This window comes from Undibacterium sp. SXout20W (genome assembly GCF_049340285.1).
Taxonomy (GTDB): Bacteria; Pseudomonadota; Gammaproteobacteria; order Burkholderiales; family Burkholderiaceae_D; genus Undibacterium.
This window is the reverse complement of the sequence record NZ_JBMPPH010000013.1, coordinates 18597-41267: the sequence shown is the minus strand read 5'-3', so window position 1 is coordinate 41267 and position 22671 is coordinate 18597. Positions and strand designations below refer to the sequence as shown.

Here is a 22671-nt window from a genome sequence, read left to right as displayed (position 1 = left end):
TCACATGACAGGCATCATCCGTAATTCGGCGTTGGATACAAATATGCTGGGCATGGTGCCTATGGTGATAGAGCAGAGTGGGCGTGGTGAGCGTTCTTATGATATCTATTCACGTCTGCTTAAGGAACGTGTGATTTTCCTGGTTGGTCCGGTTAATGATCAAACCGCAAATCTGGTGGTTGCTCAATTGTTGTTTTTAGAGAGCGAAAACCCAGATAAAGATATTTCTTTGTATATCAATTCTCCCGGTGGTTCTGTTTCTGCAGGGATGGCGATCTACGATACGATGCAGTTCATCAAGCCGGACGTCTCGACTTTGTGTACTGGATTGGCAGCGTCAATGGGTGCATTTTTACTGGCTTCTGGTGCTAAAGGTAAACGCTTTTCATTGCCTAATTCACGCGTGATGATTCATCAGCCACTAGGTGGTGCTCAGGGTCAGGCGTCTGACATTGAAATTCAGGCTCGTGAGATTTTGTATTTACGTGAACGTTTAAATGGTATTTTGGCTGAAAAAACTGGTCGTAGTCTTGATCAAATAGCAAAAGATACTGATCGTGATAATTTCATGTCAGCTGATGCAGCAGTCGAATACGGTTTAATTGATAAAGTGCTGACGCATCGCGCTTGATCGCACTGAATTGGATGAACGCCCGCTCCTAAAAAGGTCGGGCGTTTTTTTATTCAGTTCTATAGAATTGGAATATAGGGCAAACTTAGATCATGCAATGACTAAAACTGTTTTTGCAGGTAATATGCTTTCAATTCCGACCTAATTAATTTTGTTTTTTCATATTCGTACTATGCCCGATAAAAAATCCTCCAGTGGTGAAAAACTGCTCTATTGCTCATTTTGTGGCAAGAGTCAACATGAGGTTAAGAAACTAATTGCCGGGCCCTCAGTCTTTATTTGCGATGAATGCATAGATTTATGTAATGACATCATTCGTGACGAAGTGTCTGAAATCGACAATATTGCTAGTGCTAAAACTGAGCTACCAACACCGCAAGAGATTACGGATTTGCTGGATCAGTACGTGATCGGCCAGGTAAATGCAAAGCGCATTCTTGCTGTCGCCGTCTACAATCATTACAAGCGCCTGAAGCACTTAGGTAAAAAGGATGATGTAGAGTTGGCGAAGAGTAATATCTTGCTGGTTGGGCCTACTGGTTCCGGTAAGACCTTGCTGGCGCAGACGCTGGCAAGAATGTTGAATGTGCCGTTCGTGATTGCGGATGCAACAACCTTGACCGAGGCTGGTTATGTTGGTGAGGACGTAGAAAATATTATTCAAAAATTGCTGCAAAATTGCAATTATGAAGTCGAGCGTGCGCAAAAAGGCATTGTGTACATTGATGAAATTGATAAGATTTCACGTAAATCAGACAACCCATCCATTACCCGCGACGTTTCTGGTGAAGGCGTGCAGCAGGCCTTGCTTAAGCTGGTGGAGGGCACAATGGCATCTGTGCCACCACAAGGTGGTCGTAAGCACCCAAATCAAGATTTTATACAGATTGATACGACCAACATCATGTTTATCTGTGGCGGTGCGTTTGATGGCTTGGCGAAGATTATTTCTGACCGTTCTGAGCGCAGCAGTATTGGTTTCTCTGCTAGTGTGAAGAGTCAGACTGAGAAGAGTGCAAGTCAGGTCATGCAAGATGCTGAGCCGCAAGATTTGATCAAATTTGGTCTGATTCCAGAATTGGTAGGTCGTTTGCCAGTGATTGCCACTTTGAACGAATTGGACGAGGCGGCTTTGATCCAGATTTTGGTTGAGCCAAAAAATGCCTTAATCAAGCAATACGCCAAGTTGCTCGAGATGGAAGGTACTGAATTGGAAATCCGTCCGGCGGCTTTGCAGGCGATTGCTAAGAAAGCGATTGCACGTAAGACTGGCGCGCGCGGTTTGCGTTCGATTCTTGAGCATGCGCTTCTCGATGTCATGTACGATTTGCCTAGTCATCAAAACGTCGAGAAGGTTGTTATTGATGAAGGTACGATTACCAACGGTGCGAAGCCGTTGTTGATTTATCAGGATCAGCCTAAGGTATCTGGCGCGCAACATTAATTGGCATTAGGTTTTTTGCTAAAAAGGGGATTATTTCCCCTTTTTTTTATGGTTATTGTGCGATTTATTTTGATTCGCAGTAGAATAAGTTCAAATAAATCTTAGCTTCAATCGCAAAGCTACCCGGAGTTTCACTCTGCGTGGCTTTTTTTATTGTTTTTTAAGTGATGGGCTTGTGTTTTGCCCTTGTGCGCCAACATTAACAACTAGTATTTACGAAAGGTGCGCCATGACGACTACTCTGAATCCCGAGCAAATCCAACTGCCTCTGCTGCCGTTGCGAGATGTGGTTGTATTCCCCCATATGGTTATTCCGCTGTTTGTAGGACGTCCAAAGTCGATTAAGGCTTTGGAGGCAGCGATGGATCAAGGTAAAAGTATTATGCTTGCTGCGCAAAAAGCAGCGGCAAAAGATGAGCCGTCGGCTGATGATATTTACGAAATAGGCTGTGTTGCCAATATTTTGCAAATGCTGAAGTTGCCGGATGGTACGGTCAAAGTATTGGTGGAAGGCGCACAACGCGCCCGTATCCACAAAATTTATGACTCCGAATCACATTTCACTGCTGATCTGACGCCGGTTGCAGCGGTTGAGGAAGATGATTCTGAAGTAGAGGCAATGCGCCGAGCGATTGTTCAACAATTTGATCAATACGTTAAGTTAAATAAAAAAATTCCTCCTGAGATTTTGGCATCCTTGTCTGGTATCGATGATGCTGGCCGTTTGGCGGACACGATTGCTGCTCATTTGCCGCTTAAGTTGGAGCAAAAGCAGGTTATTTTGGAAATTTTCAGTGTTGCCAAACGCCTTGAACATTTGCTCGGACAGCTTGAGGGTGAGTTGGATATTCTGCAAGTTGAGAAGCGTATCCGTGGTCGCGTTAAGCGCCAGATGGAAAAATCACAGCGCGAATACTATCTGAACGAGCAAGTCAAAGCGATTCAGAAAGAATTGGGCGAGGGCGAAGAAGGTGCAGATATTGATGAGCTTGAGAAAAAGATCATCGCCGCTAAAATGCCTAAAGAAGCGCGTGATAAGGCTTTAAACGAGCTTAAGAAGCTGAAAATGATGTCGCCAATGTCCGCTGAAGCGACCGTAGTGCGTAACTACATCGACACCATCGTTGGCTTGCCTTGGAAGAAAAAATCCAAGGTCAATAATGACCTTGCCAATGCCGAGAAAGTACTTGAGGATGAACATTACGGTCTCGATAAGGTGAAAGAACGCATTTTGGAATATCTCGCTGTTCAGCAACGCGTTGATAAACTGAAAGCGCCAATCTTGTGTCTCGTTGGTCCTCCAGGTGTGGGTAAAACTTCGCTGGGTCAATCGATTGCACGTGCAACGAATCGCAAGTTCGTTCGTATGGCACTCGGCGGCGTGCGAGATGAGGCGGAGATTCGCGGTCATCGCCGTACCTATATCGGTTCTATGCCGGGAAAAATTTTGCAAAGCCTGGCAAAAGTCGGGGTGCGTAATCCATTATTCTTGCTTGATGAAGTCGATAAGATGGGTGCTGATTTCCGCGGCGATCCATCGTCGGCTTTGCTGGAAGTGTTAGATCCCGAGCAAAATCATACGTTCTCTGATCACTATATCGAAGTTGATTTTGACTTGTCTGATGTGATGTTTGTGGCAACCTCGAATTCCTACAATATTCCGGCAGCTTTGCTGGATCGTATGGAAGTGATACGCTTGTCAGGGTACACGGAGGACGAAAAGACCAGCATCGCGCAACGTTATTTGTTGCAAAAGCAAATCAAAAATAATGGTTTGCAGGAAGCGGAAATCAGCGTCGCAGAAAGTGCGATTCGCGACATCATTCGTTACTACACTCGCGAAGCTGGCGTGCGCTCATTGGAACGCGAAATTTCTAAGATTTGCCGCAAAGTCGTGAAAATGCTTTTGCTCAAGAAAAATGAGAAAAAAGCGACGATTACTTCAAAAAATCTCGACAAATACCTGGGTGTTCGTCGTTACGATTTTGGTGTGGCAGTCAAAGACAACCAAATCGGGCAAGTGGTTGGACTGGCCTGGACTGAAGTTGGCGGCGATTTGTTGACGATTGAAGCCGTAGCGATGCCAGGCAAGGGTGGCGTGATACGCACTGGTACACTAGGCGATGTGATGAAGGAATCGATCGAGGCAGCTCGTACCGTGGTTCGTAGCCGTGCTAAACGACTTGGTATCAAGGCGGATGTTTTCGAGAAAAGTGATATCCACATTCACGTCCCTGAAGGGGCAACGCCAAAAGATGGACCATCGGCTGGTATTGCGATGACCACTGCATTGGTGTCCGTGTTTACGGGCATTCCAGTTCGCGCAGATGTGGCAATGACGGGTGAGATTACCTTGCGTGGCGAAGTGCTGCCAATCGGTGGCCTCAAAGAGAAGCTGCTGGCTGCACATCGCGGTGGCATCAAAACGGTCTTGATTCCAGAAGAGAATGCAAAAGATCTGGCAGAGATACCTGATAACGTCAAAAACAAACTGGAGATTGTGCCAGTACGTTGGATCGATAAAGTGCTGGAAATTGCGCTGGAGCGTCAACCTGAGCCCTTGCCTGAAATCGAAGCAGAAGTCGCTGCAGCTACCGCAGTAGATGCGACAAAAGATTTAACTGTAGTGAAACATTAAGCAGTAATAAGAAATCTTTTTGAAGTCTTAAAAATGCCCGATTAATTTTCGGGCATTTTTATTTTTAGAACTCGTTTTCAAGCTCGGGCTTTATTTTGAGCCCATTGCGAGTTGCCGTTATAAATATTATCTTGGTGGAAATTTATTGGCCGAGTTGATGAATGGCTAGAATGTGTTGTTCTTTTTTTGCGGGGCAAATCTAAAGGGTGGGGTAATCGGCAGAGGCTTCAAGCTATATGTTTTTCACTATTCAAAGCGGAGCTCATCTGTATGTCGGCAACTGACAACTATCGAAATAAGACTACCAAACCTACGCAGAATTTTTAACACGCTCCCGACTCTCGGCGTTGAACACATAAAAATAAGCTTTACTTTTTAGAACCTTCGAGCAATCGCAACTACATCGTAAAATTTCCTAAGTAGTGCATTACTTGAGCTTTCTTTACACAGATTTTCGAGAGAATCTGCTTCTCCAAAAAATATTGATCCCTTTGGAAGCTTAAATTTAGCAACTATTTGCTCTTGTTCATGTGGAGTATTTGGGTACCAAAAATCGCCAATGTCCTTTACACCGAATTCTATCAATTGGCGCTTATTTAAAGCCCACATACGAATAGCAGGACAACTTGGTGAAAAGACGTTGAAATTCAAAAAATCGGCACCAAAAATCTTTTTTCTATTTGATAAATAGTGTGAATAAGGTGCATACATATTTTCAGATACACCAGCTTCCTTGTATAAGTCTTGGAAATTCTCTTTCATTTTTTTAATCCCATCTAGTGCCTGTGTGTCCTTCGCTGCAGTGACGACGATTTCTGCATCTTGGTAGGCAACTGCCTTTCTTTGACCTGCCTCTTGATAATAAATAAATGGCTCGTGAACACCGATAATCGAATCTTTTAGAACAGTTTTTTTCTTTGCAGACACAAATAAAATTTGGGCGCAAGCAGAGAGGCATCTACCATCGACGATAATATTTAAGTTTCTTTTTTTCATCATTTTGGATATAGCGAAACTTGCGTCAGCGTCGCCTCCCATAGAATCAATCATTAAATCTTTTGCCATCAGGTTTGGTTCAACACTAGCTCTTAAAAGATCACCAGTATTAGGGGAAATTTGACCTATCAAACTAAGCTGACCAGTCTCTTGATCTGACATGATTGCGTTCCAATTGAGACCATTTTTCTCGCGTAGAACGTTTGGCTGGAATTTATGTTCGCAGAACGCTGGATTTGATTGCCACAATAGCAGTAGGAGCACAACAAATGGAACGATTTTTCGCATTTTAGTCTCTTTCTAATTTAGATATATGAAAGCAGTTTATTGGGGTGAAAGTTACTTTCCATTTGGTGGTAGCGTGGAAATGACAAAATAACTTTAAAATTTATTCATGCATAAAATTGTTATATTTACAACAAAAGACATATAATAGCACCATCTAAGCGAGAGATATAACGAAAGTTAAAACTTAAAAAATACAAAAAATTAATAAGTTTTTTTGCATTGAACTCTCAACGATCGCTGAACCCGATGACTATTCAGTTACCGTTATTGCAAATTAGTAGCAGGACAGCGATAAAAGGTATTTTTCAGATATTTGACTCAAAACAAAAAGTATTTTTATATTCAAAGTGGCGAGAAAGCCAGACGGAAGTGATGAATTTTGTATGGGTTTTCAGTGTTGTCACTGTATATCTGGGAGTCACTGTATTTGCGACGGGATGGCAAATGGCTATGGCTATGGCTAAATTAACTTTTATTCGACTGTTGGTTAGGTGGTCTTGTTAATTGAGTTTATCCAATGTCGTAACGTAGAGTATTTAAAACGACGGAAATCCTGACATGGTACTGTCTACATTTTTCAAAACCGTGCCAGTAAATGTAAAAAGCATCGTTGGCTTGGTTTCTTAATGCCGCCAGATTAGGCTAGGGGTGCTCGGCATTTTAAGCCGGTTAGATTTTTTGGTAGCTTGCGCCGTCTGAGTAGTGAGCGCAGTCGACAGGTCTTCAAATTATCATCACTATTGCAGTGCCGTACTGCTACATCCAATATTCAATCGAATGATTTTTGTACGGACACTTCCGATTTAATTCAACTTAATTGATGGTGGCTTAAACCCAGTTTCGCATCAAGCCGACTGCCAGACCTTCCAATGAAAAATCTGCTTCCTGATCGCTGATTTTAATGGTGGAATAATCGGGATTTTCCGGGATCAATTCGATCTGGTTGCCGGTTTTTTTGTATCGTTTTACGGTGACATCGTCGCCCAGTCTGGCGACGATAATTTGGCCATTACGGGCGCTGTCGGTTTTCTTGACTGCCAATAGATCGCCATCAAGAATGCCTGCATCACGCATCGACATGCCGCGTACCTTGAGTAAAAAATCTGGCCTCGCTGAAAATAAGGCCGGATCTACCTGGTAACTTGCTTCGATGTGCTCGCTCGCCAGAATTGGTGAGCCTGCGGCCACGCGTCCGACGAGTGGCAGGCTAAATTGTGTGATGGCTGGGTGAGATAGGTTGAATGATGTTCCAGTGATGTGGTTCGATAATTCTGACTCTAACAGGCGAATCCCGCGTGAAGTGCCTGCGGCAATTTCTATGACGCCTTTTCTGGCGAGTGCTTGCAAGTGTTCTTCTGCCGCATTGGTTGAACGAAAGCCAAGTTCGGTTGCGATTTCTGCGCGAGTCGGGGGGAAGCCGGTGTTTTGGATGGCATCCTTGATGAGATTCAGGATCTGCTCCTGGCGGGCGGTAAGCTTTAGCATGGGATGTGCCGCGCCATGATAGCGCTGTATGTATAAACAGTCTGTATTTTTATACAGTGCAGCAATATGTGCAAGGAAATTTTTAACTTAATTGGGGTTTATACAAAAGTAATCCTTGGTGTCTGGTCTGTTTCTTTGGGTTTCGCTAGGTTGCCTATGTGGTGTATTAATCAGAAAATGTTGTATAAAATTGATCAAGCCACCTTCTTTGCGCGCATTTGCTATCTATGTGCTTGAAATAATTGAATAAATTAAAAAAGTGGGTTATTATCATCGGCTTTCCTCTTCCTGCACTCGTCTTGACGCCGAGGCAGGCTATTTTTATTGTCCACAAGGAGAATATATGCGTCATTATGAAATCGTATTTATTGTACATCCCGATCAAAGCGAGCAAGTTCCTGCAATGATCGAACGTTACAAAGCTAGCGTTGTTGCACGTGGTGGTCAGGTTCACCGCGTTGAAGACTGGGGCCGTCGTCAATTGGCTTACATGATTCAAAAATTGGCTAAAGCACACTATGTTTGTATGAACATCGAGTGCGATGCAGAAACATTGCTTGAGCTGGAAACAGCATTCAAATTCAATGATGCCGTTCTGCGTCACCTGACAGTCAAAATGAAAAAAGCTGAAACAGCTCCATCACCAATGATGAAAGCCGTTCAAAAAGAAGACGCAGCGAAAGCACAACGCGTTGAAGCACCAGCTGCTTAATTTTGATTTGAAAAAGGTCGTATAAGAAGAGAGTGAACCAATTCAAGCTTGTGGCACGCATTATTGAGAAATCAGCATTGCGGTATACGCCAGCTGGAGTGCCTATTGCAGCAGCTATTCTGATGCATAGCGCAAAACAGCGAGAAGCAAACATTGAGCGAATCGTCGAGTTTGAAATTAATGCCCAGGCAGCTGGACTTATTTCTAAACAATTCAATGACTTGCCATTGGATGTTGAAACGGAATTCACTGGATTTTTAGCACGCAAAAATCGCAACAGCAAAAGTCTCGTGTTTCACATTAATGAAATCGGGACACATTTACTAGATTAGGAGCCTGACATGGCATTCGGTAAAAAATTTGATAAAAGCAAATTGAAGCAAAAGCGTCAACAACAAAATCCTTTGTTCAAGCGCAAAAAATTCTGCCGCTTCACAGCAGCACATGTAGAAAAAGTTGATTACAAAGATATCGACACATTGAAAGATTTCGTGCAAGAAAACGGCAAAATTATGCCAGCACGTTTGACTGGTACTAAAGCTTTGTACCAACGTCAAGTTGATACAGCGATTAAGCGCGCACGTTATTTAGCGTTGTTGCCTTACACTGATCTGCACACAGCGTAATTGACGACAAGTACTAGGAGAAAAATATGCAAGTTATTCTGATGGATAAAGTCGTTAATCTCGGCAACCTCGGTGATGTAGTTAAAGTAAAAGACGGTTACGCTCGTAACTTCTTGATCCCACAACGCATGGCTCGCCGTGCAACTGCAACGGCTATCGCTGAATTTGAAGCGAAGCGCGCAGAGTTGGAAAAAGCAGCAGCAGCAAAATTGGCAGCGGCTCAAGCTCAAGGCGAAAAACTGGAAGGTTCTACCGTTCAAATTTCCCAAAAAGCGGGTGTTGATGGTCGTTTGTTTGGCTCTGTTACTAACTTCGACATCGCTGAAGCGTTGGCTAAGCAAGGTGTTGCTGTTGAGAAATCGCAAGTTCGTTTGCCACAAGGTCCATTGAAAACTGTTGGCGATCACTCTGTTTCTGTTGCTTTGCATACAGACGTAGTTGTGAACGTTACTGTTGCCGTAATTGGCGAGCAAGCTTAATAAGCTGTTCTTTCAATTCAAAAAAAGCCGGGTTCGCCCGGCTTTTTTTATGGATGGAATAATTGATTTAAATTATTATCACAATGTTGTTTGATATAAACATTGCGTCGTCCTCGTTAGTTGTATCCTATCATAAGCCGATTTAGCAGGTATAATGCGCGCCATGAAAGCAGCTTCTGATCCCCAACTTGACGCCATCCGCGTCCCCCCACATTCCATTGAAGCAGAGCAATCTGTTCTCGGTGGCTTATTGCTAGATAACGCCGCATGGGACAGGATCGCCGACTTTATTGGTGAGGATGATTTTTATCGCTACGACCATCGCATCATCTTTCAATGCATGGTGAAGTTGATCAATGGTTCCAAGCCGGCGGACGTTATTACCGTCTTTGAAGCGCTCAATGGCGCTGGAAAAGCAGACGATGTTGGCGGCTTGAGTTATCTGAATGCTCTTGCGCAAAACACTCCTTCCGCAGCGAATATCCGTCGGTATGCCGAGATCGTGCGTGACCGCGGCGTGTTGCGAAAATTAATTACGGTCTCTGATGAAATCGCTGGCAACGCGTTTAATCCGCAAGGTAAAGAAGTTAAGCAAATGCTTGATGAGGCTGAATCGAAAATTTTTGCGATCGCTGAAGAGGGCTCGCGTGGCGCGCAAGGTTTCCAGGCGATTCAGCCATTACTGACGCAAGTCGTTGAGCGTATCGACGAGTTATATAACCGTGATAATCAAAACGATATTACTGGTGTGCCGACTGGTTTCGTCGATCTGGATAAAATGACTTCTGGTTTACAGCCAGGTGATTTGATTATTGTTGCCGGCCGTCCATCCATGGGTAAAACAGCTTTTTCGCTCAATATTGGTGAAAACGTCGCGATTGATAGTGGCTTGCCAGTTGCTGTATTCTCGATGGAGATGGGCGGTGCACAGTTGGCGATGCGTATGCTTGGTTCTGTCGGGCGCTTGGATCAAAGTCGTCTGCGTGTTGGTAAGTTGAGTGATGAAGATTGGCCGCGTTTAACGCACGCCATTCAAAAGATGAATGATGCACAGCTGTACATTGACGAGACGCCAGCATTAAGTTCCATTGAATTACGTGCGCGCTCACGCCGTTTGGCTCGGCAATGTGGCAAGCTAGGTTTGATTATTGTCGATTACTTACAGTTGATGTCCGCCAACGTTGCTGGTGAAAATCGTGCGACAGAGATTTCTGAGATTTCCCGAAATCTGAAGGGATTGGCAAAAGAATTAAATTGTCCGGTCATCGCGCTCTCTCAGTTAAATCGCTCACTGGAGCAACGCCCGAATAAGCGACCGGTCATGTCAGATTTGCGTGAATCTGGTGCGATTGAGCAGGATGCTGACGTGATTATGTTCATTTATCGTGATCAGGTATATAACCCTGATTCACCCGACAAAGGTACTGCAGAAATTATCATTGGTAAGCAACGTAACGGACCGATTGGCAGCGTGCGTTTGACCTTCCTCGGGGAATATACCAAGTTTGATAATTACGTTGGTTCTTTGTCGGTGTTTGGCGATAACGAATAAACGGTTTCAATAATTAGTAAATAAAAATACGTGACTAGAGTAAAGTTGGATGGATCGATGACCATCATTCATCACCCATCATCTTTCATCTATCATTAGTTTTTAAACGCATACGTTCTTACATGGCGTGTGTTTGAGTAATAACCCGATTAGTTTTCTATTTTCAGTGAGAAAAAAATGTTTGGACGCTTGATGCCTACCGAAGGCAAATTCTTTGAACTCTTTAACCAACACGCAGAATTATGCGTAAAAGGTTCAAAAGAAATGCTTGCTTTAATGACGAATTTTGATGATCTTGAAATCCGTGTGCACGCGATTGAAACCATTGAGAAGCAAGCTGATGCTGTTACATACAGCACCATAGAGTTGTTACATAAAACCTTTATAACACCATTAGATCGCGATGATATTCACAAGCTGATCACGCGCATGGATGATATTCTGGATTTGCTGGAAGATGCAGCGCAAACTATTTCCTTATATGATATTCGTGAAATTACTCCGGAAGCTAAACGCCTGGCTGAGTTATGTCTTGCTTGCTCGATGAAAGTGAAAGCTGCTGTTGCTCTGTTGAATAACATGAGTAACTCACGCGAAATTCTGACGATCTGTGAGGAAATCGATCGCCTCGAATCGGATGCTGATCACGTAATGCGTGCCGCTATGTCAAAATTGTTCCGCGACGAGCCAGACGTACGTAATCTCATAAAATTAAAAGCGATTTATGAAATCTTAGAAACAGTGACCGATCGCTGCGAAGATGTTGCCAATATTATTGAAGGCATTATTGTTGAGAATGCCTGATTGTAATGCTGACGTGTCACGATGAATGCAAAGTTTCATGTGATGCTGCACTGTTGTGAGAAGAATTTTACCCTCGCCTGAGGGTAATTAAATTAGAAGTGATTTTCCCCATGCACACCTTCCAGATTAGCATACAAGTACTTGTTTTTTTGATTGCTCTGGCAATCTTGTTTGACTTCATGAATGGTTTTCATGATGCGGCTAATGCAATTGCAACGGTCGTTTCTACAGGCGTCTTGAAGCCACAAACTGCTGTGGCGATGGCTGCTGTTTTTAATATTATTGCCGTTTTATTTTTCCCATTGACTGTTGCGGCAACGGTGGGTAAGGGTACGATAGATCCATCTATCGTTGATCAATATGTGATCTTTGGCGCTTTGATGGGCGCTGTGTTTTGGAACCTGGTTACTTGGTATTTTGGAATTCCGTCTTCCTCGTCGCATGCATTGATTGGTGGTTTAGTTGGTGCTGCAGTGGCAAAATCAGGTACCGGTAGTTTGGTTGCATCTGGTCTGATTAAAACCATCGTTTTCATTGTTGTTTCGCCATTATTGGGTTTTTTGCTTGGATCAATCATGATGCTTATCGTGTCGTGGCTGTTTGTGCGTTCGACACCGAGTAAAGTGGATAGATGGTTTCGCCGTTTGCAACTGTTCTCGGCCTCAATGTATAGCCTGGGGCATGGTGGTAATGATGCGCAAAAAACGATTGGTATTATTTGGATGCTGTTAATCGCAAGTGGTCGACTTGCGCCAAATGAAAGTATTCCTGTTTGGGTGATCGCGCTCTGCTATACCGCCATTGGTTTAGGTACTTTATTTGGCGGCTGGCGTATTGTGAAAACAATGGGGCAAAAAATTACCAAACTCAAACCAGTTGGGGGATTTTGCGCGGAAACCGGTGGTGCTATTACGTTGTTTATAGCGACTGCAATGGGCATTCCAGTATCTACAACGCACACCATCACTGGTGCGATTGTGGGTGTGGGGTCTGCACAAAAGATGTCTGCCGTGCGCTGGGGTGTCGCAGGAAATATTGTGTGGGCTTGGATTTTAACTATCCCCGCATCAGCGTTCGTTGCTGCGGTTGCTTGGTGGATAGGACATCAACTTATGTGATTGGTTAAGCCGAGTTCTTAACATTGCATAAAAAAACCGCATAAGACTTTGTCTATGCGGTTTTTGTTTTAAAGCAATTGCTTGATTACATCTGCTTAAACAGATGCACGAAGCTTCTCGATACTTCCAGCTTTTCAGTCAAACCTTTGATTTGTACCAGATGACGTCCACGTAAATCTCTGACGACGCCCGAGATTGCTTTTGCATTCACTAAAGTTGATCGATGAATTTGCCAGAATAAAGCTGGATCAAGTTCTTCAGATAGATCTCTGACGGGCTTACGAATCAATGCCTCATAGGTGGCTGTTTGTACTCGTGTATATTTCTCGTCCGATTGGAAAAATAAAATTTCTTCTACAGGTATCAAGCGCAATTCTTGACCAATGGATGCTTGAATCCATTGGAGGTAATTCGGTTTGCTGACGATGCCCATTTGCTTGGCCAGTTGGCTTAGCATGGCGCTCATATCGTTTGGTTGCGTCTGGTTGGTCAGGCGAGTCTTGAGGCGCTCGACCGTCTTACTTAGACGTTCAACATCGGCCGGTTTGAGAACGTAGTCGACTGCGCCATGATCAAAGGCTTCGATGGCATATTGGTCATAGGCAGTAATGAAAACAATATGCGCTTTATTGCCGATTTCTTTGGCGGCCTCCAAACCAGTTTTTACCGGCATACGAATATCCAAAAAAACCAAATCTGGGTGGTGTTTCTCAACGAGTTGAATGGCTTCTTCTCCATTCTTCGCTTCTTCCAGAATCTCCAAATCTGGCCATACTTGTTCCAAGCGAGATTTGAGTTGATCGCGCATGAGTCTTTCGTCGTCAGCAAGAATTGCGGTAGGCATAATATTATTAATTGGCTAATTCGTAGGGAATTTCTATGGTAACGCAAACACCGCTAGGTTGATTGGGTGTAATGATTATTTGGCCTTTTTCTTTATAAATCAACTTTAACCTTTCGCGGATATTTTGTAACCCAAGACCAGTGCCATTGCTAGGCATTGCGCCGAATCCCAGACCGTCATCAATGACTGAAACACGTAATTTATTATGGGCTACTTCCGCTCTGAATTGGATCGTGCCGCCATCTTCTTTGCATTCCAAACCGTGTTTTATTGCATTTTCAACCAATGATTGCAGCATCATTGGCGGAAACGATGCGCTACGCAGACCTTCTGGCATGACGAAATCGACGTTCAGTCTTTCTTCCATGCGCATTTTTAGTAAATCGAGGTAAGACTTAATCATATCTGCCTCACGCCCCAAATTCGTCGTAGTGGCGTTTTCACGCATTTGTGGTAAGACGGCGCGCAGATAACTGATTAAACTGCGTTGCATGGCTGCTGCGCGTGGAGGATCTGTTTCGATCAGATATTCGACCGAAGCTAAAGTGTTAAAAAGAAAGTGAGGTTCCACTTGTGCTTGCATCATTTGCATTTGTGCTTCGCTCACTTGTCGCAAAAGCGATTCGCGCTCTGCAGCTAAGCCCGCAGCTCTGGCCTTTTCTTCTGCTCTGAATTTACCTCCCATTAGTATCTTCATGCCAAACAAGCCAAAGACCGAGAGTAGTACAAAATTCATGAACCATTTGGAAGATGTCTTTTTGTAGCTTCGGACTTCTTCATCGGCGGCATCGGCAACGGCGTTGTTGATATCATCACCAATCTCTTTTGCAAGTTCCGGTGGCAATTTAATATGAATGTCCTGGCCTTGGCTATTGCCTTTGTCATTTTCAGACGCTGGTGAAGATGGTGGTGTAGGTGGCGTTGTTTGGGCAGGAGAAGTATCGACTTCTGTATCGCCAGATATTTTAGTTCCCTCTATATCTATTTGCTTGGTTTTGCCGTTACCGTTGGCTTTTTTGATGTGAATACCGGTGTCATCAATCTCAATATTGGTATCACCATCCAAAATGGGGGCATTATTTTTTGATTTGGGCGTGTGCTTACTTTTGGTAATAACAACATTTTCTTCTGAGGGGAAAAGCGCGTCTTGGACAATGGCGCCCCCGGTCAATGTAAAAACGGCGAATAGGAAGAATTTCCACCAAGAGAGTTTGCTGACCCATGCGGCGGTCTTGTCGAAGCTGATACTGAGCCAAAGGCGAACATCTTTCAGTAAATCTTTGATCGTTTGGGTAGTGGTCGGATTCATTATGTGCCCTCAGTTTTTATATGCGCAATCGCCTGATTGTTAGCCGTGGCAAATTTAAGCATCATTTTGCTGTTACTTAATCGGTAGAGTTACTTTAGAGAATTCTGTTTGAACTCGCTATCGCTATGCGATAGACAGCAAAATCAGGAGGATAGAATGAAAAATAGGCGACGCGGTTGTGGCGCGGCGCCTATCGTTTGGCTTTCGTTATTGTCGTGGCGCAAATCAAAACGAAGCTTAGTTCGCTTGTTTTTGCTTTAACCAGAGATGTAAATCGTCGCGTGTTAGCGGTTTTGCATATAAATAACCCTGTGCTAAATGACAGCCGAAGCTTACCAAAGTATCGGCCTGCATTTGATTCTCAACACCTTCTGCAATGATCGCCAGCCCAAGATTTTGGCCGAGTTGTACAATCATTTTTGCGATGCTGCCTTCATTCGTGTCGAGTCGTATGTCATTGACAAAAGCGCGGTCAATTTTTAGTTTATCGACATCGAGTTTTTGGAGATGGCTCAGCGAGGAAAAACCAGTGCCGAAGTCGTCAATTGAAATGCTGACGCCCAATTGCTTTATTTGGTGCAAGGTTTTGATCAGAAGATCCGGATCCTTCATCGCCATCGATTCGGTAATCTCGAGTTCAACAAATTCCGGCGGTGCATTTGTCTCTTTTAAAGCATTGTGCAGGGTCTGCATAAAAAGCGGATGTGAAAACTGAGCCTGAGAAACGTTAATCGCCATCTGGAAATCCAGATAGCCTAAACTTCTCAGGTGAACCAATTCATGACAGGCACTACGCAGCACCCATTCGCCGATATCCACGATCAAACCTGAGTACTCAGCGATTGGTATGAATTGATCCGGAGGAACAAATTTTCCTTCATCTGTCCTCCAACGAAGCAGAGCCTCAGCACCGAGAACTTTGCCGCTGACCATATCAATCTGAGGCTGGTAGACCAGAAATAATCGTTCGTGTTCAAACGCCGCGCGTAAGGCGTGCATCAGTAAAACTCGTTCACGAATTTCTACACCCATATTGCGCGTAAAGTACTCAAAACCACCGCGTTGATGTGTTTTGGCGCGTTTAAGTGCGATATTGGTATCTTTTAAGGCTTCTGATCCATCGCCATCGTATTCATCTAGTTTGATGAGGCCTATGGTCGCCGTCAATTGAACTTCTTGCCGATCCACGTCGAAAGGCGTGTTAAATAACGCGAGAATTTTATCTGGGCAAACTAATTCCTGGTCGCCTAATAAGGCAAAAGTATCACTACCAACGCGCGCCAGATGGCAGGTTTGTCCAAACGTTTTGAGTAAGCGTTGTGCGACGGACGAGAGAAGTAGGTCGCCAAATTGATGTCCAAGCGCGTCATTCGTTTCGGCGAAGTGATCAATGTCAATCAATGAGAGTGCACTGCGACCTTTTAAGTCTGAGGCCAAAGTTTCGTTGAGCGTCTGCAATAACCTCAGCCGATTTGATAAACCAGTAAGCAAATCATAGAACGCGTAATTATGAAGCCGGGAATTTAAGACAATGTTATCTAAGCCGACAGAGACGTTCCCGCAAAATACGTCCAACAGACGTTTATCCAATTCGTTAAGACGTAATCCTGTTTCGAGGTAAAGCGTGAAGTCTTTCTTTGCGACATTGTTAAAATAGAGTGCCGTCGCGGTATTCTCGTAGATGCTTTTGTGTTCAGCCAGTGATCTGGACACGATATCGAGTGTATTGATGTCATTGACGGCGGTCAGTGCTTCATCTTGCATCGTTGCGAAGTGCGGGGTGGTAGCAATAATGCGTAATTCTTCTGCTTCAGTGTCTTTTCCTAGTGGGTTTTGTCGGGCGCAAACAAAACCTTGCGCAGTCAATCCCAGTAAGCCGGTAATTTGAGTCAATACGCCAGTTGCAAAATTTTTAAGGCCATGCGTTGCCATGAGTTCTGTACTCGCGGCGATAATGGTCTCGAGGCCGCGTCGGCTCGCGCTAATTGAACAGATTTGTTCGTAGGAACGAATTGCCGATGTTACCGCTGTGTAAAGTTTAGTGCGAGTTAATTCAGATTTGGTTTTGTAGTCATTGATGTCGTAATCTCGGATTGCGTCTATCTCTGGTGCATAACCCGGTTGACCAGTTCTCAGAATGATACGAACGTCTGCCAGTTCCAGGGTCTTGCGAATGTAGTTCACTAATTGCAAGCCGGCATCCTCTTGCTCCATGACGACATCAAGCAAAATAATCGCAATATCTGTTTCAGTTTTTAAAATGTTGCGTGCTTCTTCCGCAGAATAGGCATGCAGAAAGCTGAGAGAGCGATGTTGAATTTCAAGGCTGCCAAGAGCAAAAGTTGTCGCGGAGTGGACATCAGGATCATCATCAATGATCATGACCCGCCAGCTTGAATGTGGCTTGGACGCTGCCGAAAACTCATCTTGTTCTGGTTCATCAAGAAAAACCAGATCGTCTTCGGAAGAGTGGATCGTTGAATTCATCTGAAATACGGCTCCATGCTTGGCATATATTCTGTGCAAGACCTGCGTTATTTGATTCTTATGGAACTATGACACTAAAAGTGATAGCCGCCAAGCGTCATGTATTCTTCTTTGGCAATAATAAAACATTATTTGTGCTTTATAGCGCTTTAGATCGTTTTCGAGTAGTTTCTAACGCTTGCTGATCTGCATAGCCCCATGATTTTGACCGCGTTCCCGGCAGTGCCTGAACACAGCTTTCTATTTCTAATACTGTTGAATACGTAGAGTGTCAGCGTTAAGGCTGTTAAAATGATTTAAATTTCGTTTTCAACCTTTATCGCAAAATATTATGTCAGGTAACACTTTTGGTACGCTATTTACAGTTACAACTTTTGGTGAATCACATGGTCCGGCAATTGGTTGTGTGATTGATGGCTGTCCCCCGGGTTTAGAGTTGTCTGAAGAAGACATTCAGCCGGAACTTGATCGCCGCCGCCCCGGGACATCTCGCCACGTGACTCAGCGGCAGGAGCCAGATACCGTTGAGATCTTGTCCGGTGTTTATCAAGGGAAAACGACTGGAACGCCAATCGCTTTATTGATCCGAAATCAGGATCAACGTAGCAAAGATTACGGCAATATCACCGAGACTTTTCGCCCCGGGCACGCTGACTTTACCTACTGGAATAAATACGGTATCCGCGATCCACGTGGTGGTGGTCGCTCATCGGCGCGATTAACTGCACCTGTCGTTGGCGCCGCCGCGATCGCGAAAAAATGGCTCAAGGAAAAATTTGGCACTGAGTTTAAGGGGGGGATGAGCCAATTGGGTGATATTGCGATTCCATTTGAGGATTGGAAATTCGCCGCTGAAAATCCATTTTTCGCCCCAACATCTGATGCAGCTTTGATTGAGCGCCTGGAAACTTACATGGATGATTTGCGTAAAGATGGCGATTCTATTGGCGCGCGAATCGATGTCGTTGCGACAAAGGTACCGGTTGGTTTGGGAGAACCTATTTATGACAAATTAGACGCTGAAATTGCGTATGCAATGATGGGTATAAACGCGGTCAAAGGCGTCGAAATAGGTGCTGGATTTGCGTCGATCGCGCAACGCGGATCTCAGCATGGTGATGAGCTGACACCGTCTGGCTTTGTTGGTAACAATGCCGGTGGCGTTTTAGGCGGCATATCGACAGGGCAAGACATTACCGTTTCGATGGCAATTAAGCCGACGTCGTCCATTCGCACGCCGCGTAACTCAATCGATAAAGACGGCAATCCTGTCGTTGTTGAAACATTTGGTCGGCACGATCCATGTGTTGGTATTCGTGCAACACCAATCGCTGAGGCAATGCTGGCGTTGGTTCTGATGGATCACGCATTACGCCATCGCGCACAATGCGGTGATGTCGCCGCGGATGCTTTCGGGTTTTCAACGTAAGACTTTGTATCCGTTGTTTCCTTGGATATTTGCTTCTTCGGTTTGCTCCATCTTTGATTTTACATTGATTCTACTTTGTTTCTATTCAATGTTGAATTCGGGGGGGAGTATGTCGAAATTTACTTAAATTATCAAGGTATAGTATTGACATTTTATTATACTCAAGGGGAGTATATCTTTTATTGCCAGAATTTACGGTGATTGTTTTGGACTTCTTGCAAAACAGATGTCTCCAAAATATTTGTTGGTGAAAGATATATGATTGATCGAAAAGCTATTGGAAATTTGGTTTAAATGCATAAATCTGATTTTTATATTGAGCAGTTGGGTTTGGTTTTTGATTTGTTTTCTTAGTTTTGCGGCGCACAATTGTGGCATAATCAAATGCAAAAATTTTCTTAGCGCTTGCTTTCATGTTGTTTTTATAACATTCAGTGGGTTGCAGTTGCACGTTTTACATTCATTACGATCTTTTTTCAGGCTTTAGATTATGCTTAAAACGCTTTACGATAAATTGTGGGAATCACATGTAGTTCACTCGGAAAATGACGGCACCGCGATTCTATATATTGATCGTCATTTGCTACATGAGGTCACGAGCCCGCAGGCGTTTGAAGGACTAAAGATTGCCGGTCGCCGACCATGGCGCGATTCTGCAAATTTGATGGTCGCAGATCATAATGTCCCGACTACAAATCGTGCTAACGGTATTGATGATCCGACTTCGCGGTTGCAGGTTGAAACCCTGGATGGTAATGCGAAAGAATATCAGTTGACTTACTTCGGAATGAATGATAAGCGACAAGGTATTGTGCATGTGATCGGACCTGAACAAGGCGCAACATTGCCAGGTATGACGGTGGTTTGCGGCGACTCTCATACTTCAACGCATGGCGCGTTTGGGTGTCTGGCGCATGGAATTGGCACATCAGAAGTGGAGCACGTGCTGGCAACGCAAACCCTGATTGCAAAAAAATCAAAAGCCATGCTGGTTCAGGTTGATGGTGTTTTGCCTGTCGGTGTTACGGCAAAGGACGTTGTGTTGGCGGTCATTGGAAAAATCGGGACTGCCGGCGGTACCGGTTACGCGATTGAATTTGCTGGTTCAACGATTCGCAGTTTGTCGATGGAAGGCCGGATGACGGTCTGCAATATGGCGATTGAAGCTGGTGCACGTGCCGGTATGGTGGCGGTTGATCAGACCACGATTGATTATGTCAAAGGCCGTCCATTTTCTCCGGTTGGCCCGCATTGGGATCGAGCAGTTGAATATTGGCGTACCTTGCATTCGGATGCGGGTGCAAAGTTTGATATGGTCGTTACTCTGAATGCGGCTGAAATTAAACCGCAGGTAACTTGGGGAACATCGCCTGAAATGGTGGTCTCTATCGATAGTCGCGTGCCAGATCCAGATCAGGAAAAAGACGCAGTGAAGCGTGATGCAATCGAAAAAGCACTGGTATATATGGAATTAAAGCCAAATACTGCGATTTCTGATATCCGCATCGACAAGGTTTTTATCGGTTCATGTACGAATTCACGTATCGAAGATTTAAGGGCGGCGGCTGCCGTGGTTCGCGGTAAATTCCGCGCGTCAAACGTCAAGCTTGCCTTGGTTGTTCCTGGCTCGGGATTGGTCAAGGAACAAGCAGAGCGCGAGGGTCTGGATAGAATTTTCCGTGATGCCGGTTTTGAATGGCGTGAGCCTGGTTGTTCCATGTGCCTGGCGATGAATGCTGATCGACTCGAACCTGGTGAGCGTTGCGCTTCCACGTCAAACCGTAATTTTGAAGGCCGTCAAGGTCAGGGCGGTCGTACGCATTTGGTCTCCCCGGCGATGGCCGCCGCTGCTGGTATTGCCGGGCATTTCGTTGATGTGCGAGCACTCGCATAATTTTTGCAAAAGGAAAAAGTAATGAAAAAAATCTTCGCAATCATATCTTGTGTTGCTTGTTTCGCTATCTTAAGCGCTTGTAATACTGTCCAAGGTATCGGCAAGGATGTACAAAAAGCGGGTGAAGCAGTTGAGAGTGTTGGAAAAAAATAAATCAGGTCATGGAAAAATTTAACTTACATAATGGCTTGGTTGCCCCTATGGATAGGGCAAATGTTGATACAGATGCGATTATTCCAAAGCAATTCTTGAAGTCGATACAGCGAACCGGATTTGGTCCGAATTTGTTTGATGAGTGGCGTTACCTTGATCATGGTGAGCCAGGCATGGATAACAGTAAACGTCCGTTGAATCCAGACTTTGTATTGAATCAACCGCGCTTTCAGGGGGCGTCTATTCTGCTTGCGCGTAAAAATTTTGGTTGTGGTTCGTCACGTGAGCATGCTCCTTGGGCGCTAGATCAATTTGGATTTAGGGCGGTCATTGCGCCAAGTTTTGCTGATATCTTTTTTAATAATTGCTATAAAAATGGCTTGCTCCCGATCGTGTTAAGCGAGGTGCAGGTGGAGCATATTTTTAATGAAGTAAAAGCGTTTCCTGGCTATCGTTTGACGATTGATTTGGAAAAGCAAGTCGTTGTCACGAATGGTGGTGTTAGCTACCCATTTGAGATTGACCCTTTTCGTAAATACTGTTTACTCAACGGCTTGGATGACATTGGCTTAACGCTGCGTCAATCCGATAAAATTCGCGCTTTTGAAGAACGCCACATTTTTGCCCAGCCTTGGTTGGCTAACACGATTTAAATTAGCGTTGAGGAATATAAAATGAAAGTAGCAATTCTCCCTGGAGATGGGATTGGTCCGGAAATCGTCGATCAAGCCGTTAATGTCTTGCAGGCACTTGGCGAATCATTCGAAATGGAATCGGCATCGGTCGGCGGCGCTGGGTACGAAGCTTCCGGACATCCATTGCCAGAAGCTACTTTAAAGTTGGCAAAAGAAGCCGATGCGATTCTGTTTGGTTCTGTGGGTGATTGGAAATACGATAGTTTGGAACGCGCATTGCGTCCTGAGCAGGCGATTTTAGGTTTGCGTAAAAATCTTGGTTTATTCGCTAATCTGCGCCCGGCTATTTTGTATCCTGAGCTGGCAGAGGCGTCGACATTGAAAGCGGAAGTTGTTTCTGGCTTGGATTTGTTGATCATCCGCGAATTAACTGGCGACGTCTACTTTGGCCAGCCGCGCGGTGTGCGTGAATGTCCTGATGGGCCATTTAAAGGGCAACGCGAAGGTTTTGATACGATGCGTTATGCCGAAGGTGAAGTACGTCGCATTGCGCACGTGGCATTTCAGGCCGCACAAAAACGTGATAAGCGTTTGACTAGTGTAGATAAGGCGAATGTCTTGGAGACTTCGCAATTCTGGAAAGACATCATGATTGATGTACACAAAGAATATCCAGACGTTGCATTGGATCATATGTACATCGATAACGCCGCGATGCAATTGGTGCGTGCGCCGAAGAAATTTGATGTTGTGGTTACCGGTAATCTTTTTGGTGATATTTTGTCTGATGCAGCTGCGAGCCTGACCGGTTCGATCGGTATGTTGCCTTCCGCTTCGCTGGATATCAATAACAAAGGCTTGTATGAGCCATCGCATGGTTCGGCACCTGATATCGCAGGCAAAGGCATTGCTAATCCATTAGCAACTATTTTGTCTGCTGCGATGATGTTGCGATTCTCATTGAATAAAGCGGAGCAAGCGGATCGCGTTGAGAATGCAGTGAAGAAAGTCTTAAGTCAGGGCTTGCGTACACCGGATATCTATGTTCCGGGTACGACCAAGGTTGGTACCGCCGAAATGGGTGCAGCAGTGGTGCAAGCGTTAGCAAATTGATTGGTGGTTGATTGGCAGGGGCGTCCTGCATAGT

21 protein-coding genes are annotated in these 22671 nt (G+C 44.6%); 15 read left to right on the top strand and 6 right to left on the bottom strand.

Features of this window, described 5'->3' with window-relative positions:
* Positions 1 to 4 precede the first annotated feature (4 nt).
* The 3 genes from clpP to lon all read left to right on the top strand — a co-directional run bounded on the left by clpP (position 5) and on the right by lon (position 4713).
* Entirely contained in the window at positions 5 to 631 is a 627-nt protein-coding gene (clpP, locus tag ACO0K1_RS09075) for an ATP-dependent Clp endopeptidase proteolytic subunit ClpP (protein WP_423024879.1), read from the top strand.
* Positions 632 to 803: 172 nt separating this feature from the next.
* Positions 804 to 2075, top strand: coding sequence for an ATP-dependent Clp protease ATP-binding subunit ClpX (gene clpX / locus ACO0K1_RS09070; RefSeq protein ID WP_423024877.1), 1272 nt, complete (start codon positions 804 to 806; stop codon positions 2073 to 2075).
* A gap of 229 nt (positions 2076 to 2304) precedes the next feature.
* On the top strand, positions 2305 to 4713 hold the full coding sequence (gene lon, locus ACO0K1_RS09065; RefSeq protein ID WP_423024875.1) for an endopeptidase La: 2409 nt from the start codon (positions 2305 to 2307) through the stop codon (positions 4711 to 4713).
* A 375-nt stretch (positions 4714 to 5088) separates the two neighbouring features.
* Here the strand turns inward: lon and ACO0K1_RS09060 are convergent, their stop codons facing one another.
* Together ACO0K1_RS09060 and lexA are read right to left on the bottom strand one after the other, a co-directional pair.
* On the bottom strand, positions 5089 to 5871 hold the full coding sequence (locus tag ACO0K1_RS09060) for an ATP-dependent Clp protease proteolytic subunit (RefSeq protein WP_423024873.1): 783 nt from the start codon (positions 5869 to 5871) through the stop codon (positions 5089 to 5091).
* Positions 5872 to 6825: 954 nt separating this feature from the next.
* Positions 6826 to 7482: a transcriptional repressor LexA gene (gene lexA, locus ACO0K1_RS09055; protein WP_423024871.1), complete on the bottom strand. Its 657-nt coding sequence runs from the start codon at positions 7480 to 7482 to the stop codon at positions 6826 to 6828.
* A gap of 343 nt (positions 7483 to 7825) precedes the next feature.
* Between lexA and rpsF the strand changes: the two genes are divergently transcribed.
* The 7 genes from rpsF (at position 7826) to ACO0K1_RS09020 (ending at position 12773) form a co-directional block, all read left to right on the top strand.
* Positions 7826 to 8194, top strand: a complete 369-nt coding sequence (rpsF, locus tag ACO0K1_RS09050; RefSeq protein WP_186883681.1) for a 30S ribosomal protein S6 — start codon at positions 7826 to 7828, stop codon at positions 8192 to 8194.
* Positions 8195 to 8226: 32 nt separating this feature from the next.
* Positions 8227 to 8526: a primosomal replication protein N gene (priB, locus tag ACO0K1_RS09045; RefSeq protein ID WP_423024869.1), complete on the top strand. Its 300-nt coding sequence runs from the start codon at positions 8227 to 8229 to the stop codon at positions 8524 to 8526.
* Between the two features lie 9 nt (positions 8527 to 8535).
* Entirely contained in the window at positions 8536 to 8820 is a 285-nt protein-coding gene (gene rpsR, locus ACO0K1_RS09040) for a 30S ribosomal protein S18 (RefSeq protein WP_110252960.1), read from the top strand.
* Between the two features lie 26 nt (positions 8821 to 8846).
* Positions 8847 to 9299 (top strand): 50S ribosomal protein L9, encoded by a 453-nt coding sequence (gene rplI, locus ACO0K1_RS09035; protein ID WP_423024867.1) that lies wholly within the window; start codon positions 8847 to 8849, stop codon positions 9297 to 9299.
* A gap of 163 nt (positions 9300 to 9462) precedes the next feature.
* Complete coding sequence (locus tag ACO0K1_RS09030) at positions 9463 to 10851, top strand: replicative DNA helicase (protein WP_423024865.1); 1389 nt, start codon at positions 9463 to 9465, stop codon at positions 10849 to 10851.
* A gap of 177 nt (positions 10852 to 11028) precedes the next feature.
* Complete coding sequence (locus ACO0K1_RS09025; protein ID WP_423024863.1) at positions 11029 to 11655, top strand: DUF47 domain-containing protein; 627 nt, start codon at positions 11029 to 11031, stop codon at positions 11653 to 11655.
* A 110-nt stretch (positions 11656 to 11765) separates the two neighbouring features.
* Positions 11766 to 12773 (top strand): inorganic phosphate transporter, encoded by a 1008-nt coding sequence (locus tag ACO0K1_RS09020; RefSeq protein WP_423024861.1) that lies wholly within the window; start codon positions 11766 to 11768, stop codon positions 12771 to 12773.
* Between the two features lie 85 nt (positions 12774 to 12858).
* On the opposite strand, the gene ACO0K1_RS09015 is transcribed toward ACO0K1_RS09020, so the two are convergent.
* The 3 genes from ACO0K1_RS09015 to ACO0K1_RS09005 all read right to left on the bottom strand — a co-directional run bounded on the left by ACO0K1_RS09015 (position 12859) and on the right by ACO0K1_RS09005 (position 17413).
* Positions 12859 to 13617, bottom strand: coding sequence for a LytR/AlgR family response regulator transcription factor (locus ACO0K1_RS09015; protein ID WP_423024859.1), 759 nt, complete (start codon positions 13615 to 13617; stop codon positions 12859 to 12861).
* A gap of 7 nt (positions 13618 to 13624) precedes the next feature.
* Entirely contained in the window at positions 13625 to 14926 is a 1302-nt protein-coding gene (locus ACO0K1_RS09010) for a sensor histidine kinase (RefSeq protein ID WP_423024857.1), read from the bottom strand.
* 237 nt (positions 14927 to 15163) lie between these two features.
* Complete coding sequence (locus ACO0K1_RS09005; protein ID WP_423024854.1) at positions 15164 to 17413, bottom strand: bifunctional diguanylate cyclase/phosphodiesterase; 2250 nt, start codon at positions 17411 to 17413, stop codon at positions 15164 to 15166.
* Positions 17414 to 17744: 331 nt separating this feature from the next.
* Between ACO0K1_RS09005 and aroC the strand changes: the two genes are divergently transcribed.
* Positions 17745 to 18842, top strand: a complete 1098-nt coding sequence (gene aroC / locus ACO0K1_RS09000) for a chorismate synthase (protein ID WP_423024852.1) — start codon at positions 17745 to 17747, stop codon at positions 18840 to 18842.
* A gap of 274 nt (positions 18843 to 19116) precedes the next feature.
* On the opposite strand, the gene ACO0K1_RS08995 is transcribed toward aroC, so the two are convergent.
* Entirely contained in the window at positions 19117 to 19257 is a 141-nt protein-coding gene (locus tag ACO0K1_RS08995) for a hypothetical protein (RefSeq protein ID WP_423024850.1), read from the bottom strand.
* Positions 19258 to 19332: 75 nt separating this feature from the next.
* On the opposite strand from ACO0K1_RS08995, the gene leuC reads away from it, so the two are divergent.
* The 4 genes from leuC to leuB are packed head-to-tail and all read left to right on the top strand — an operon-like array spanning position 19333 to position 22637.
* A complete protein-coding gene (leuC, locus tag ACO0K1_RS08990) occupies positions 19333 to 20736 on the top strand; it encodes a 3-isopropylmalate dehydratase large subunit (RefSeq protein ID WP_423024848.1) in 1404 nt (467 codons plus the stop codon).
* Between the two features lie 21 nt (positions 20737 to 20757).
* Positions 20758 to 20889, top strand: coding sequence for an entericidin A/B family lipoprotein (locus ACO0K1_RS08985; RefSeq protein WP_423024846.1), 132 nt, complete (start codon positions 20758 to 20760; stop codon positions 20887 to 20889).
* A gap of 8 nt (positions 20890 to 20897) precedes the next feature.
* Positions 20898 to 21542, top strand: a complete 645-nt coding sequence (gene leuD, locus ACO0K1_RS08980) for a 3-isopropylmalate dehydratase small subunit (RefSeq protein ID WP_423024844.1) — start codon at positions 20898 to 20900, stop codon at positions 21540 to 21542.
* Between the two features lie 21 nt (positions 21543 to 21563).
* Entirely contained in the window at positions 21564 to 22637 is a 1074-nt protein-coding gene (leuB, locus tag ACO0K1_RS08975; protein ID WP_423024842.1) for a 3-isopropylmalate dehydrogenase, read from the top strand.
* Positions 22638 to 22671 lie beyond the last annotated feature (34 nt).

Excerpts from the sequence above, each read along its gene's own strand:
- clpP (WP_423024879.1), top strand. The coding sequence starts at position 5 with ATGACAGGCATCATCCGTAATTCGGCGTTGGATACAAATATGCTGGGC.
- clpX (WP_423024877.1), top strand. The coding sequence starts at position 804 with ATGCCCGATAAAAAATCCTCCAGTGGTGAAAAACTGCTCTATTGCTCA.
- lon (WP_423024875.1), top strand. The coding sequence starts at position 2,305 with ATGACGACTACTCTGAATCCCGAGCAAATCCAACTGCCTCTGCTGCCG.
- ACO0K1_RS09060 (WP_423024873.1), bottom strand. The coding sequence starts at position 5,871 with ATGTCAGATCAAGAGACTGGTCAGCTTAGTTTGATAGGTCAAATTTCC.
- lexA (WP_423024871.1), bottom strand. The coding sequence starts at position 7,482 with ATGCTAAAGCTTACCGCCCGCCAGGAGCAGATCCTGAATCTCATCAAG.
- rpsF (WP_186883681.1), top strand. The coding sequence starts at position 7,826 with ATGCGTCATTATGAAATCGTATTTATTGTACATCCCGATCAAAGCGAG.
- rpsR (WP_110252960.1), top strand. The coding sequence starts at position 8,536 with ATGGCATTCGGTAAAAAATTTGATAAAAGCAAATTGAAGCAAAAGCGT.
- rplI (WP_423024867.1), top strand. The coding sequence starts at position 8,847 with ATGCAAGTTATTCTGATGGATAAAGTCGTTAATCTCGGCAACCTCGGT.
- ACO0K1_RS09030 (WP_423024865.1), top strand. The coding sequence starts at position 9,463 with ATGAAAGCAGCTTCTGATCCCCAACTTGACGCCATCCGCGTCCCCCCA.
- ACO0K1_RS09025 (WP_423024863.1), top strand. The coding sequence starts at position 11,029 with ATGTTTGGACGCTTGATGCCTACCGAAGGCAAATTCTTTGAACTCTTT.
- ACO0K1_RS09020 (WP_423024861.1), top strand. The coding sequence starts at position 11,766 with ATGCACACCTTCCAGATTAGCATACAAGTACTTGTTTTTTTGATTGCT.
- ACO0K1_RS09015 (WP_423024859.1), bottom strand. The coding sequence starts at position 13,617 with ATGCCTACCGCAATTCTTGCTGACGACGAAAGACTCATGCGCGATCAA.
- ACO0K1_RS09010 (WP_423024857.1), bottom strand. The coding sequence starts at position 14,926 with ATGAATCCGACCACTACCCAAACGATCAAAGATTTACTGAAAGATGTT.
- ACO0K1_RS09005 (WP_423024854.1), bottom strand. The coding sequence starts at position 17,413 with ATGAATTCAACGATCCACTCTTCCGAAGACGATCTGGTTTTTCTTGAT.
- aroC (WP_423024852.1), top strand. The coding sequence starts at position 17,745 with ATGTCAGGTAACACTTTTGGTACGCTATTTACAGTTACAACTTTTGGT.
- ACO0K1_RS08995 (WP_423024850.1), bottom strand. The coding sequence starts at position 19,257 with ATGAAAGCAAGCGCTAAGAAAATTTTTGCATTTGATTATGCCACAATT.
- leuC (WP_423024848.1), top strand. The coding sequence starts at position 19,333 with ATGCTTAAAACGCTTTACGATAAATTGTGGGAATCACATGTAGTTCAC.
- ACO0K1_RS08985 (WP_423024846.1), top strand. The coding sequence starts at position 20,758 with ATGAAAAAAATCTTCGCAATCATATCTTGTGTTGCTTGTTTCGCTATC.
- leuD (WP_423024844.1), top strand. The coding sequence starts at position 20,898 with ATGGAAAAATTTAACTTACATAATGGCTTGGTTGCCCCTATGGATAGG.
- leuB (WP_423024842.1), top strand. The coding sequence starts at position 21,564 with ATGAAAGTAGCAATTCTCCCTGGAGATGGGATTGGTCCGGAAATCGTC.